General features: G+C 50.4%; 13 protein-coding genes and 1 pseudogene. All 14 read right to left on the bottom strand.

Annotated elements, in window-relative coordinates:
* Positions 1-28: 28 nt before the first annotated feature.
* The 14 genes and pseudogenes from PUP29_RS10515 to PUP29_RS10450 all read right to left on the bottom strand — a co-directional run bounded on the left by PUP29_RS10515 (position 29) and on the right by PUP29_RS10450 (position 14120).
* Positions 29-853, bottom strand: a complete 825-nt coding sequence (locus PUP29_RS10515; protein WP_079545946.1) for a Cof-type HAD-IIB family hydrolase — start codon at positions 851-853, stop codon at positions 29-31.
* Positions 841-2016, bottom strand: coding sequence for an aminotransferase class I/II-fold pyridoxal phosphate-dependent enzyme (locus tag PUP29_RS10510; RefSeq protein ID WP_079545948.1), 1176 nt, complete (start codon positions 2014-2016; stop codon positions 841-843). The genes PUP29_RS10515 and PUP29_RS10510 overlap by 13 nt, the downstream gene beginning before the upstream one ends.
* On the bottom strand, positions 2013-2510 hold the full coding sequence (locus PUP29_RS10505; RefSeq protein WP_353423252.1) for an Lrp/AsnC family transcriptional regulator: 498 nt from the start codon (positions 2508-2510) through the stop codon (positions 2013-2015). The genes PUP29_RS10510 and PUP29_RS10505 overlap by 4 nt, the downstream gene beginning before the upstream one ends.
* Positions 2511-2712: 202 nt before the next feature.
* Positions 2713-2826, bottom strand: a pseudogene (locus PUP29_RS10500) (DUF2589 domain-containing protein); the annotation flags it as partial.
* A 180-nt stretch (positions 2827-3006) separates the two neighbouring features.
* Positions 3007-3942: an alpha/beta fold hydrolase gene (locus PUP29_RS10495; RefSeq protein ID WP_353423250.1), complete on the bottom strand. Its 936-nt coding sequence runs from the start codon at positions 3940-3942 to the stop codon at positions 3007-3009.
* Between the two features lie 46 nt (positions 3943-3988).
* Positions 3989-4330, bottom strand: coding sequence for a DUF1667 domain-containing protein (locus tag PUP29_RS10490; RefSeq protein ID WP_353423248.1), 342 nt, complete (start codon positions 4328-4330; stop codon positions 3989-3991).
* The gene (locus PUP29_RS10485) at positions 4327-5589 is read right to left on the bottom strand and encodes an NAD(P)/FAD-dependent oxidoreductase (RefSeq protein ID WP_353423246.1); all 1263 of its coding nucleotides are present in this window, start codon (positions 5587-5589) and stop codon (positions 4327-4329) included. Before PUP29_RS10485 ends, PUP29_RS10490 begins: the two co-directional genes overlap by 4 nt.
* A 40-nt stretch (positions 5590-5629) precedes the next feature.
* The gene (locus tag PUP29_RS10480) at positions 5630-7063 is read right to left on the bottom strand and encodes an NAD(P)/FAD-dependent oxidoreductase (protein WP_079545958.1); all 1434 of its coding nucleotides are present in this window, start codon (positions 7061-7063) and stop codon (positions 5630-5632) included.
* A gap of 18 nt (positions 7064-7081) precedes the next feature.
* Positions 7082-8572 carry a glycerol kinase GlpK gene (gene glpK, locus PUP29_RS10475; RefSeq protein WP_079545960.1) on the bottom strand — a complete coding sequence of 497 codons (1491 nt, stop codon included), beginning with the start codon at positions 8570-8572 and terminating at the stop codon, positions 7082-7084.
* Between the two features lie 146 nt (positions 8573-8718).
* A complete protein-coding gene (locus PUP29_RS10470; RefSeq protein WP_353423243.1) occupies positions 8719-10209 on the bottom strand; it encodes a xylulokinase in 1491 nt (496 codons plus the stop codon).
* 16 nt (positions 10210-10225) lie between these two features.
* Positions 10226-10870: a hypothetical protein gene (locus PUP29_RS10465; RefSeq protein WP_353423242.1), complete on the bottom strand. Its 645-nt coding sequence runs from the start codon at positions 10868-10870 to the stop codon at positions 10226-10228.
* Positions 10867-11619 (bottom strand): hypothetical protein, encoded by a 753-nt coding sequence (locus PUP29_RS10460; RefSeq protein WP_079545963.1) that lies wholly within the window; start codon positions 11617-11619, stop codon positions 10867-10869. Before PUP29_RS10460 ends, PUP29_RS10465 begins: the two co-directional genes overlap by 4 nt.
* Before the next feature lie 15 nt (positions 11620-11634).
* On the bottom strand, positions 11635-12597 hold the full coding sequence (locus PUP29_RS10455) for an ABC transporter permease (protein WP_079545965.1): 963 nt from the start codon (positions 12595-12597) through the stop codon (positions 11635-11637).
* An 11-nt stretch (positions 12598-12608) separates the two neighbouring features.
* Positions 12609-14120 carry a sugar ABC transporter ATP-binding protein gene (locus PUP29_RS10450; protein WP_079545967.1) on the bottom strand — a complete coding sequence of 504 codons (1512 nt, stop codon included), beginning with the start codon at positions 14118-14120 and terminating at the stop codon, positions 12609-12611.
* Between the last annotated feature and the right edge of the window lie 11 nt (positions 14121-14131).

The following is a 14131-nucleotide window of genomic DNA, read 5'->3' as shown; positions in this document are numbered from 1 at the left end:
TCCCGCAATGGATGCTTTTTTTGATTGTCTATTTTCCAAAAACGAACCTGTCTATCGCCTGTGCGACGCCGCAATCCGCAGCGCTGCCGGTCATATAGTCCGCAGCCTCTTTTGCTTCTTCCATCGCGTTTGCCATTGCCACTCCAATTCCTGCACACCGCAGCATTTCCACGTCGTTTCCGCCGTCTCCTATGGCCATCGTCTGCTCCATCGGTATATGAAGGAGCTCCGCCAGCCGCTTGAGCCCCGAGCCCTTGGAAACGCCGAGCTTATTGAATTCCACGTTGCGCGCCTCGCCGCGCACAACGTTATAGCTTCCGGAAAAGCCCTGCGCGATTTGATTCAGCTCCGGCGCAAGCTCGCCGCGCGGCGCCCATACCAGCACTTTTTCCGCATATTCCGGCATGGCCGCGTACATTTCTTCTTCCGTATCGCAGATCACGACGGGAAAATGTCCTTCCTCGCCCTGCTCCCATTTATCGAACAGCATTTGATAGTAATCGTCTTTCGTACAATAAATTTGATTATCGCTGAAAATATAACGTTTTTGTTCTGTTCCATAGTAGGCAGCCATGATTTTTTTCGCTTCTTCCTTTGGCATGCTGTCCCTGAACCACGATTTTTCGCCGTCCCGGATATCCGCGCCATTGCATAAAATGACCGGGCCGTCGATCGAGAGCGTATGGACCCACCGCCGGGCCGTCTCGAAAATACGGCCTGTCGCGATCGTGACATATACGCCCGCCTGCTGCGCGCGCTCGATGGCATCCTTATCGCGCGGAGAGACCGGAAGCCCCAAATCTGCGATCAGCGTTCCGTCGATATCAAGTGTCAATAATTTTATTTCCTGCATTCGTCTATAAACTCCGCGATCCTTTTCAATGCTTCTTTCAGATTTTCCATAGAGGAGGCATACGAGCAGCGCATGAAGCCCTCTCCCGCTTCGCCGAACGCCGTTCCCGGCACGCATGCCACATGCTTTTCGTCGATCAGTCTATAGCAAAATTCTTCGGACGTCATGCCCATTCCTGAAATATTGGGAAACACATAGAACGCGCCCCGCGGCTCGAAGCACGAGAGCCCCATCTTTTTAAAGGAATTATAGACGAATGTGCGGCGGCGGTTATAGTCCGATACCATCTTATTCACCTGTGCAAAGCCCGTATCGAGTTCGTGCCGCAGCGCTTCCTCTCCTGCATGCTGGCTGGCCGTCGGCGCACACAGCATAAAATATTGGTGTATTTTGAGCATTGCCGCAATGACGTCCTCCGGGCCGGCCGCATATCCGAGTCGGAAGCCCGTCATGGCGAATGCCTTGGAAAAGCCGTTGATAACGACTGTCCGCGGATACATCCCGGGAAAAGATGCGATCGAGCAATGGTTCCCGCCGTAGGTCAGCTCCGAATAAATTTCATCTGAAATCACAAACAGGTCATATTTTTCAATCACGGGGGCAATCGCCGCGAGCTGGCTCTGCGTCATGACCGCGCCCGTCGGGTTATTGGGATACGGCAGGATCAGCGCCTTTGTTTTGGATGTTATCGCCGCTTCAAGCGCTTCCGGCGTAACGGTGAAGTCGTCGCACTCTTTCGTTTCGATCGGCACAGCCGTACCGCCTGCAAACGCGACGCCCGGCATATAGGAAACATAGGACGGCGCAGGCACAAGGATGTCGTCCCCCGGCTCGATCACCGCGCGGAATGCAAGGTCGAGCGCCTCGCTGGCTCCGACTGTCACGAGGATCTGCGTTTTCCAGTCATACTCTGTTTGATACCGTTCCCTTAGGTAACGCGTGATTAGCCTGCGCAGAGACGGATTGCCGTGATTGGACGTATAGTGCGTATATCCGCGCTCGATAGACGCGATCGCAGCTTCCCGCACGTTCCATGGCGTTACGAAATCCGGCTCGCCCACCGAAAGGGAGATGATATCCTTCATCTCGCTCGCAATATCGAAAAACTTCCGTATTCCCGAGGGCGGCATATTTGCTACTGTTTTGGTAATAAAGCTTCTCACGGGGTGACCACCAATCTTTCATCTGTTTCTTCGCCGACCAGTACCACGCCCTGTTCTTTATATTTGCGCATGATGAATACCGTTACCGTGTTCGTGACTCCGTCGATGACTGCGAGCTTTTCAAACACAAATTTTGAGATATCCTTCATGCTGCGGCTCTTGATGCGCACACACAGGTCGTACGTTCCCGCCATAAGGTAAACCGCCCGCACCTCCTCAAAGCGGTAAATACACTTTGCAAGGTCGTCGTAGCCGTAATCGCGCTGCGGCGTGATCTGCACCTCGATCAGCGCTTCCGCGTCGCCGTCTTCGTCGATGACCTCACGGTTCACGAGCGCGCTGTATTTGATGATCGCCTTTTCATCCTCCAGCTCTTTTACCGTTTTTTCGATCGTTCCGGCATCCACATTCAGCATGAGCGACATTTCCTCCGGCGTTGTTTTGGCGTTGTCTTCCAATATATCGAGAATCTCCAGCTTTAAACTTTTTTCCATAACAGCCTCCTGTCAGCGTTCGCGCCCGTGCGCGTATTCTTCCACAATTAAATGTCATTATAGCATGTTTCTGCGGCTTTCTTCAACCTTACCGCGAAGAAATATCTCTTCTCTGCATAGAAAAACAGACGCTTTCACGCCTGTCTTTCATCAGCTTTTGGATATGCAGCCTCTTTCAGCGACACCGCTGTCATTTTCTGCCGTCTTGACCGCCCGTTTCCATGCCGACCTGTTTGATAAATTCTGCCGTCGCACGGGCAAGCTGCTCCTGCGCGTCACACGCCGCCCGAAGCGGACCGCCGATGAGCGCGTCCATATCGAGGCCGTCGAACTGGCCGCCTATTGCGCCACCCGCCGCTTTGTCAAGCTCCGCATTGGTCAGCTCTTTCCGTACCTCCTTATTTTCTTCCATGAAACGTCCCTCCTGTTTTTTCCTGTTATTCCTAAATACGAATGGCCCGGCAAAACATCTCATATTTTTCAGAACAAACAACGTTCAAATACGTTTTTGTATCCATGCGAACAAATCGTCAAAAATTTCATTTCGGCCGATTTCGTTCAGAAGCTCATGCCGCGCACCGGCGTAAAGCTTCAGTTCCACATCGAGTCCTGCCTTTTCCATCCATTCGTATACCTCTTTTACGCCCGCTCCGTAATTTCCCACCGGGTCCATATCCCCGGAAACGAGCAGATAGGGCTTTCCCTTAGGCAGACGCGCCGCCCACCGTGCGCCCGACACCTCGTCTACAAGGTTTGCAAAATCGTAGGCCGCGCGGTCGGTAAACAAAAAGGTGCATCGCGGGTCTGCATCATATTTTGCCACACGCTCCCTGTCGCGCGTGAGCCAGTCGTTTTTGGAACGCACGTCGTCATACCGGTCGTTATATTTTGAGAACGCAAGATGGGAAAGCAGCTTCGCGGGTTTTTTCGCCCGTCCAAACAGCATGCCTATATTGGCAAGAAAACGGATCATGCCCGTAAGCTTATTTGCTCCCGACGTACCCATGAAAACGGCACACACAGGCTCTTCCCCGTGCTTTGCCATATAGCTCCGCGCCGCCATGCTTCCCATGCTGTGCCCCATCAGCACGACCGGAAGCCCCGGCCAGCGCGCGCCCGCCAGCTTCGTCAGGGAATAGGCGTCTTCTACGATCAATTTCTCCCCGTCTTTCTCCGCGAAATAGCCGTAAACGCCGTCCGCATTTTGTTCCTTGGTACGCCCGTGCCCCAAATGGTCGTTGCCGCACACGACGCCCCCATGCGTGCAGATATATTCCGCAAATTCCGCATAGCGGTCGATATATTCGCACATTCCATGGCAGATCTGCAGGATAAACGCCGGCCGAACCGTATCGTCTTGCCATACGCGCGCAAACACTTCGCTTTTTCCGTCCGCAGACGGATAAGTCAGCTCCTCACTTAAAAAAGCCATACCTTCCTCCTTACCGAAGCGCCGAAAACTGCGTTCCGTCTGTCTTTTATTCCCCGACGCTTTTCGTCGCAATAAAATCTACGCCCGTGCCGAGTATGTTTTTTACGATTACTGCTCCGCTTTCCACGGGCGCCTGCACCGTCACATCATTGAGCAGCTCCGCTGCCCGCAGCATCATTTCTTTTGGGATAGGCGCGCTCGTCTTGACGGGCAGCCGCGGAAGCTGTGAGCCAGCGAGCCGCACCGTTGATGTGACCATGCGGGTCGGATTCTCCATTTCCGACCGGACATACTCGAGGCCGCGGCCGCAGCCCGCTCCTGTGAGCGTATCTCCGTCCGCAAAAATGCGGCAGCCCTTCGGGCATACGATGCACGTAAATTCTTTCATTCCCGGTCGCCTCCTTTCAGGGAAACCTCTATTTCATTCCCGGTCAGCAGCTTTTTGGGTATCCGTATTTTCTCCATTTCCCCCGGGGCCGCATAGTCGCGCCGGAAACGCGCGATCTCTCCTCCGTTCGACTTCACGACGATACTGACGTCCTCGTAAATATCATTTACACGGAAAAATACGTCCAGAAAATCCCCGATGCGGTTCATACGTGCGCGCTGAGGCAGGATATATCCCAGTCCTTTACTTGCAAACAGCTCAAAACAGGGCGACGGCTCCTCCCCATGCGCCGCGTATTCCGCGGCCGCTTTCCCGGCCCGTATGCTTTCCATCGTTACAAAATCCACAAGATCGTGCACCTGCGCTACATTGCCGCATGCGAAAATTCCCGGTACGCTCGTTTCCATGTTTTCATAGACCACCGGCCCTTTGGTGCGCATATCGAGCTCTATGCCCGCGTTTTTGGACAGCTCGTTTTCGGGTATCAGGCCGACCGACAGCAGAACCGTATCGCATTCGATCTCCTTTTCCGTGCCCGGTATGGGCTTTCTGTCCTTGTCCACCTGCGAGATCACTACGCTTTCCACGCGGCGGCGGCCCCGAATCTCCGTGATCGTGCTGGAAAGATAGAGCGGGATATCGAAATCATCGAGGCACTGCACGATATTGCGCCGCAGCCCCGCCGAATAGGGCATCAGCTCCACACAAGCCATGACCTGCGCTCCCTCGAGCACCATACGCCGCGCCATGATAAGGCCGATATCGCCGGAACCGAGGATCACGACCTTTTTTCCCACCATACAGCCCTCCATATTCACATAGCGCTGCGCCGTACCCGCCGTAAAAATACCCGCCGGGCGCGTGCCCGGAATGCCGAGCGAGCCGCGCGGACGTTCACGGCAGCCCATCGCAAGGATGACCGCACCCGCGTCGATGCCGAGCACGCCCTCCTGCGGATTGACCGCTATGATATGCCTGTTCTGCGAAACGCTGAGCACCATCGTATTGAGCTTCAGCTCGATATCCGTTTCCCGCAGCTCCCGGATAAAGCGCTCCGCATATTCAGGCCCCGTCAGCTCTTCCTTGAAATAATGCAGTCCAAAGCCGTTGTGGATACATTGGTTCAATATCCCGCCTGCTTCAAAGTCACGTTCCAGAACTGCGACCCGTTCCGCACCGTTTTTTCTTGCCTCGAGCGCCGCCGCAAGCCCTGCCGGGCCCGCACCGATCACCGCTACATCGTACTCATATTTTTTCATCGTTTCCTCCAGCCCGAAAAACGCCGGCCGCGCTTTCCGCTCAGTCCTCCTTTGTTTCTCCGGTCACAATATAGCTCCCCTCCGTATCCTGCAGGATATCTTTCATGGGAACGCCGAGCTCCCGCGCCATGATGTCGTGGATACGCGGCTCACAGAAGCCTCCCTGACACCGCCCCATTCCGGCGGCACAGCGCCGCTTGATACCGTCTATGCTGCGCGGTACGACCGGACGGTGCAGTATATCGATGATCTCTCCCTCCGTGATCGTCTGGCAGCGGCACACGACGCGCCCGTACGACGGGTTCTCCCGAATCAGCGCATCCTGTTCTTCAAAGGATATTTCGTTCATGCGCAGCACCCTGCGTTCACCCCGAAATGTTTCCTTTCGGCGCAGGGCAAGCCCGCACCTTCCGAGTATCTGCACGATATCCTCCGCGATCGCCGGCGCAGAAGAAAGCCCGGGAGATTTAATGCCCGCGGCATTGATAAAATTTTCGACCGCCGATTCCCCGACGACGAAATCCTCCCCCGCTACGGCGCGCAGCCCCGCGAAATTGCGGATATTCTGGGAAAAATCGATCGTCGGAACAGACTTCACGGCCATTTCCCGGATATATTCGAGCTCGTTCCTGTGTGTAGACGTATCGTCCCGCGCGTCCGCCGTTTTGCTGTCCGGCCCCGCGTACAGATTCCCATGCACTGTGGGAGCGACAACGACACCCTTGCCGAGCTTCGTCGGGCATTGGAACACAACGGTGGAAACAAGGCCGCCCATCGTTTTATCGAACAGAAAATACTCTCCGCGCACCGGCGTGATATGCAGGCCCTGTCCGCCCGCCATTTCATATACTTTGTCCGCATACAGGCCCGCCGCGTTTACGATATATTTCGCGCGGTATTTTTCGCCGCCCGCAGTTACCTCAAACAGGCCGTCCTGCCGGTTGATCCGTTTGACCGGGCTCATAAGCCGGCATTCCACACTGTTGCGTACCGCCGTTTCGATCAGTGCCGCTGCAAATTCCCACGGGCTGATGATGGCTCCCGTCGGCGCCCAAAGAGCGCACTTTACCTGTTTGGAAATATTCGGCTCGCGCCGCAGGACCTCTGCGCCCGGAATGATCTCCACCGGCACTCCGTTCCGTACGCCGTTTTCAAACAGCCGGCGCACCTCCCGCACCTCTTCCTCTGAAAATGCCAGCACGAGCGACCCTGTCTCCCGGAATGGGATATCCAGCTTTTTTGCCAGCCGGTGCGCGAGTTCGTTTCCGCGCGCATTATATTTTGCCATCAGCGTTCCCGGCTCCGGATCGTAGCCTGCGTGTATGATCGCGCTGTTCGCTTTGGTGCTTCCGCAGGCAATGTCGTTCTCCTTTTCCAAAAGCACCGTTTTAAAATCGTATTTGGAGCATTCGTAAGCTGCCGCGCAGCCTGTGATGCCTCCGCCAATGATGATCACGTCGTAAGCCTGTTTCATACGTTCCCTTTCCTGCCTTTATTCAGCGTCCTGCCAGCCCTTTGCCCGTCCTACGGCTTTATACCAATTCCCGATCAGATGTTCCCGCTTTTCCGGCGGCATTGCGGGAGTAAAGCGCCTGTCCAGCGTCCATTTTTCGGCGATCTCCTCCGTGCTTTCCCATACGCCGGTCGCAAGCCCTGCAAGGTAAGCCGCGCCGAGCGCTGTCGTCTCGCGCACCTGCGGCCGCATGACGGGCGTATCCGTGATATCCGCCTGAAACTGCATCAGAAAATCATTTGCCGACGCGCCGCCGTCCACCTTCAGCCGTCCGAGCCTCATTTTTGTATCCGCCTGCATCGCGTCCAGCACGTCCTTTGTTTGGTAGGCGATCGACTCGAGCGCCGCGCGGATGATGTGCTCCGCCCGGGCGCCGCGCGTCAGCCCGATGATCGTGCCGCGCGCATACATATCCCAGTAGGGCGCTCCCAGCCCGGTGAACGCAGGAACCAGATAGACGCCCCCATTGTCCGGAACCTTCTGCGCGAAATATTCGCTGTCTGCGCTGCTCGGCAAAAGGCGCATCTCGTCCCGCAGCCACTGGATGACCGCGCCGCCCATAAATACGCTTCCTTCGATCGCATAGTGCACCGTTCCTTTGGGTGCGGCGGCGATCGTCGTGAGGAGCCCGTTTTTGCTGCAGCATAGCTTTTCGCCTGTGTTCATCAGCATAAAGCAGCCTGTTCCGTAGGTATTCTTCGCCTGTCCTGCTCCAAAGCAGGCCTGCCCGAACAGGGCGGACTGCTGGTCTCCGGCGATGCCTGCAACAGGTATCCTCTTCCCGTAGACCTCCGCATAGCCGTAAAGCTCGCTCGAGCTTTTCACCTCGGGCAGCATTTGGCGCGGAATTTCGAGCGCCTTTAAAATCGTCTCGTCCCACTCCAGCGTTTTGATATTGAACATCATGGTGCGCGATGCGTTGGTATAATCCGTCACGTGGACCTTTCCTTTTGTAAGGTTCCAAAGCAGCCACGTATCCACCGTTCCGAACAGCAATTCTCCTTTTTCCGCCCGCTCACGCGCACCCTCCACATGGTCGAGGATCCATTTCACCTTTGTCGCGGAAAAATAGGCGTCTATCACCAGACCCGTCGTTTCCCTCACATAGCTCTCGAGCCCGTCCTTCTTGAGCTGCTCGCAGATCGCCGCCGTTCTCCGGCATTGCCAGACAATGGCGTTGTATATGGGTTTTCCCGTTTCCTTTTCCCAAACGACCGTTGTTTCCCGCTGATTCGTGATGCCGATCCCCGCCGCGTCATCAAGGGATATCCCCGCCGCGTCCACTGCTTCTTCAAGCACGCCCAGCTGGGAGGATACGATCTCCATCGGATCGTGCTCCACCCAGCCGTCACGCGGGAAATGCTGCGCAAACTCACGCTGTTTTACACATATAATGTTGCATTCCTGGTCAAAAATGATACACCGGGAACTGGTCGTTCCCTGGTCAAGGGCAATCACATAACGTTTCATATCCGTACACCCTCCCGATTATACACTTTATTGTATTCGCTTCCCCCCCGCCTGACAATACAAAGCCTGCAAAGCGGCAAATTTTTTTTTGGACCGCGTTATGCTCGCCACCTTCTACGGAAGAGTGCAAATACCCCTGTCTGTATTTAAAAGATGTTCTCAAATGGTTTTTGTAATATATCGTGCAATTCCAAAAAATTACAATACTTTTCCGCAAGCTGTTCCGTTTGATCCTTTCTCGGAAGATATTCCTTGCTCACCTGCATAACGAACTCTGCCGCTTCACTAAGATTTCCGAACAGACCTGCTTCTACACTTCCCAAAAGGGCTGCGCCCATAGCCTCGCATTCTTCTTCCTTCAATGTATATACCGGTCTATTGTAAATATCTGCGCGAATCTGGTTCCATATGTCGCTTTTAGCTCCGCCACAAATTGCATAGATACTCTCCACCTCATAACCCTGTCCGGTAAAAATATCAAGTATGCGCTTATTATCAAATACTTGTCCTTCCATCACCGCGCGCAGCATTTGCCCCGGGGTCGTTGTCAGAGTCATCCCAATAAAGCAGCCTTTTCCTTTGGAGCTTCCCATCGTTCGTTCTCCCAAAAGATAAGGAAGAAAGAAAAGTTTATCGTTCCCTGCTGTTTTCTGTTCCGCAAGCATATTTACTTTCTTATATTCTAATGCCCCTGTTCCGCAGGCCGTCAGAATATTTCCCAGCCAGCGCAGCGCGATTCCGGATGAATCATTTTCTCCGAAAGAAACCCATCCCGGCATAATACTGCGCAAATTCATAACACGTTGATCCAAAACCGGCTTTGCATTAAATGCACACAGAACTGATCCAGTTCCTGTAGATTCAACTGCTCTCTTTTTCTTGCTTAATCCTGATACATAGAGGGCGCATAGCATATCACCAGCGCCACACAAGACCTTTGCCTTTCTTCCGATCCCCGTTTCTGCCGCAGCTTTAGGATGAATCGTCCCGAGTACTTCTGCCGACTGCCGAATAGGTGGAAGTTTCTCCTTTTCAATTCCTAGCGCTCCTATCAATTCTTCAGACCATTCATCTTTTGTGCTATCCATTAAAAAAGATCCTGATGCATCCGAAGGGTCTATCGAGTATTCGCCGGTCAGTAAGTATGCTAAATAGCCGCTTGGTGTTAAAAAACATTCTGTTTTATCGTAAATCTCCGGTTGGTTTTCTTTGATCCACTTTATTTTTATTCCAAACCAATTGGGTACCGGAATATTTCCGGCAATTTTGTACCACCTTTCTGCATCCGGCGCACGGCGAAGTGTATCCGCGATATTCATCGTTCGCTTATCACTATATATTTGTATATCTTTCTGCAGCAAATTTCCTTCTCGTCCGATCGGCACTACTCCATGCATATGTGCAGCGCATCCTACCGAAAAAACATCTTCTCCCGAAATGCCTGCCTTATACAGTAGTTCCTTAATGCTTTTTTTGACAATCGGCCACCATGCGGATGCATTTTGTGTTGCCCACAATGGTTGGGGGGAATCTATTTTTTGGGAAACAGATATCCCCCCCACATTCTTGAATCGTTCATCATATAACTGCACCCGTATACTTTGCGATCCTATATTGACTCCTAATAAATACTTCATTATCCTTCCTGCCTTCTTAGTTGATTCCCGAAAAAAGTATTCCTGTCGCTCCTGCCGCCAGTAATCTTTCTGCGGTATTCCCGCATAAATCCTTGCATACCGCAATGATTTCAAGCGCTCCTTTACAGCATTCGGCCACTTTACGCACCGTTTCGGGGGTAGCTTCCGGAAGATCATATTTGTCAAAGCCGCTTTCCACAACAATTCCTTGCACTTGATTCTCCATAGCAAATTTATAATACTGCTCAATTTGTTCCGTTGTAAGACTGGCTGCTTCCAGCATAAGGTATAACTTTTTCCCTTGCGCTGCTTCTGAGAGCATTTTAATCTCTTTACCGCACTCTTCAACTTTTCCGCTTAAATAATACCCCATGGCCGGAACAACATAGAAAGCATCGATCCATGGAAACCGTTCTATTATCGTTTTTATCTCATATACCTTATTTTTCGGATAGCAAGCGCCTGCCGGATAGGAGATCGCAACTCCCGTCCTTCCCGGATATACTTCCAGAGGTTCTTCTGCTGTACAAAGCGATGCCGGTGATAATATGATTTCCGGTATCCCCTTAATTTTGGCCTCATAAATCAATCGTTTGCAGTCTCCGTCTGAAACTCTATAATCCATGATATTCGTATATATGATTTTTGTATAGTCTTTCATGTCAGTTTTAACCTCATATATCTCTGATATGTTTTTCTTATGTAAGCATCCAATATTTCCAGCGCCTTAATGGAATGTACAACATGACATCCAAGTTCAAAAAAGCGCTCCGCTTCAGCGAGTGTACGAATGCCTCCTGCCGGATGAACATCGAATCTGTCCGGAAAATTACGCTGTATCAGTGCAACCTCTTCATAAGAAACATGCAGATTAACGCCCGGATTTACTTTGATGGATTGTACTCCAGCATCATCCAACGCTTCACAGGTGTTTAAGATTGATTTTGTCCCCATCAATGATGCCGGAATCACCAATGCAAATTTATGAAATTTGTTTCCATAATCCTGCATCAAAACATCCGCTTCTTTGCGTATATCTTCGTAACGCTCAGAGAAGATGGCCTGCCAGTCTAAACATACACATACGTCCTGGACTCCCATTTCATACAGGGTATCGATATCATACTGCTTTTGCTGCAGTAGCATCCTTCCCATGGGATAAGATACCGCTACATGGATATCAATTCTATTTCCCAATATTTTTTTTACAAACGGGACATGCACCATCTCCACATCAAATGTCATTGAATCATAACCTGTTTCAAATAACTGATTCATCGTCTCTACTACTTGTTCTTGGGTACTGAGCGGTCCTTGGATCCCCCAGTGCAATTTCTTCATAAAACGCCGGGCTTCCCGCTGCACCTTTTCGATCAGAGCTGGTTCTGTCCCTTCCGGAAATTTGAACATAAGCTTTCTCCTCTTCTAGTTGGCTTGTTTTTTGTTGCGGAATTGATCCAGTACAACAGCAATTGTAATCAATACCCCCGAGCTTATTTCCATAATAAACGGATCAATTCCGATTTGTATTCCACCGTTATCTACCAGCATCATAAGCACAGTACCAAGTACCGTTCCCCAGACAGATCCCTTAGCTCCGGAAAGGCTCGCCCCTCCGATAACAGTTGCCGCGATTGCATTCATTTCATACCCTTCCCCTGCCGTTGGGACCGAGCTGTTTGATCTCGACGTGAGAAGCACGCCAGCAAGCCCGCATAATAGTCCGGCAACTATATAAACTGCATACGTATTTGATCTTAAGTTAATACCACTGAGGCGCGCCACTTCCTGTCCGCTTCCAATCACATAAAGATTTCTTCCGAACCTCGTAAATTTTAAAATAAAAAAGCCAAGGATAATTACTGCGACCCACACCCATGTAAGGTTTGGGATTCCCAAAAACGAAGAACTGGAAAAATCCGAAAATTCTTCCGGAAGTCCGGCAATTGTTTTGGCTTCACTGATTACTTTAATCAATCCTCTTATGATCGTCATGCTGCCAAGAGTTGCAATAAACGGCGGAACTTTAAATTCATGAATAATAAAACCATTATATAGTCCGCAAACGCCTCCAACTAAAATCGCTAGTATAGCAGCCATCGGGATGGAAAACTCAAATTGTGTCATACATAATGCAGCAGTCAGTGAGCTCATCCCTACGACAGAACCACAGCTTAAATCTATTCCACCCGTTATAATGACAAAGGTCGCGCATATTGCAATAACACCAATGATCGAGCACTGTTTTAGAAGATTCATCATGTTATATTCCGTTAGAAATGAATCTGAAAAAGCTGCAAATATAATAAACAGCGCAATGATAATCAATATTAAAGAAAACTCAGTATGCTTTGTAATACGCGTCCCTCTAAGTCCTTTCTCTTTCATCTTTCTCCTCCTTAACTGGCCGCAACGGCCATAACATCTTTTTCTGTCGCCTGCTTCAGCTCTTCGTTATCCATTTCTCCAACAATCTTGCCTTCAGACATGATTATGAGTCGGTCTGACAGGCCCATTACCTCGGGAAGATAGGAAGAAATCAATATAACGGCTTTTCCGTTCCGGGTGAGCTTTTCAATGATAGCGTAAATTTCCTGTTTTGCACCGACGTCTACTCCAACTGTTGGCTCGTCAAATATGAAAATTTCCGGGTCGCGGCACAATAGCTTACTGACGACAACTTTTTGTTGGTTGCCCCCTGATAAATTTTTTACAAGCTGCCCGACACTCGGTGTCTTGACCCCTACTCGTTTCACGAAATCGTTTGCCCTCTCCGTCTCTTTTGCAATATTGATAATTCCGGCCCGGCTGATCATGTCATATGACGACATATTGATGTTCATTTTGACCGAGAGTTCCAAGGCCAATCCTTCAACCTGTCTGTCTTCCGGTATTAATCCAATCCGATTTTTCATTGCATCCTTTGGCGACTTAATTACCGTTTCTTTCCCGTCAACATATATCTTTCCGCTATCCGGCAACTCGATTCCAAAAAGACATTTCATCACTTCGGATCGTCCCGCTCCGATCAACCCGAAAAAGCCCAATATTTCTCCTTCCCGCACATGAAAGGAAATGTCCTGAAACTCCTTTTTCCTAGTCAATCCTTCAATGCGAATCAGCTCTTTTCCCGGCTCGAAATGTTTGATATTGTATATATTTTCTACCGTTCTTCCAACCATCATCTCTACCAGAGAATTTTTATCAACTTCTTCGATTCGCTTTGTTCCTACAAATTTTCCGTCTTTTAATACAGTGACACTATCGCATATCTCAAATATCTCTTCTAGCCTATGGGAGATATAGATAATACTTACATTCTGTTTTTTCAGTTCACGTATATATTGATAAAGAATCTCTACTTTATCATTTTCAAGCAGCGCTGTTGGTTCATCAAAGATAACAACGCGAATATTATCATTCAAAGAGATTTTGCTGATTGTAACCATTTCTTGCAAAGCAGCAGGAAGACTGCGAATCGGTTGCCTTGGGTCGATCTCGTCAATCTCAAATTTTTCAAGTACTTTTTCTGAGTCGGAATATACCTTCTTCCAGTCAATCACCCCTGCCTTATTCTTGGGTAATTTTCCCATGAAATAGTTTTCCGCCACGCTTAGCTCACGCGCAATGTTGACATGCTGATAATTGGCATACAGTCCCAACTCTTTTGCATCTATTGCATTTTTGGGCTGTTTCCATTCTCCTGTGCCGCTGTTTACTAAAATTTCGCCTTCGTCTGCCTTTTCTACCCCCATCACACATTTGATCAAGGTGGATTTTCCCGCTCCGTTTTCTCCCAGCAGCGCTCTGACTTCCCCTCTTTTTAATTCTATATTGATACGATCCAGTGCCTTTACCCCCGGATATATCTTCGATACATTCTGAATTTTCAGTACTATATTATTATCCATATTCGTTTCTC

This window comes from Christensenella massiliensis, assembly GCF_040409835.1.
GTDB classification, from domain to species: Bacteria; Bacillota; Clostridia; order Christensenellales; family Christensenellaceae; genus Christensenella; species Christensenella massiliensis.
This window is presented reverse-complemented; position numbering and strand designations above follow the sequence as displayed.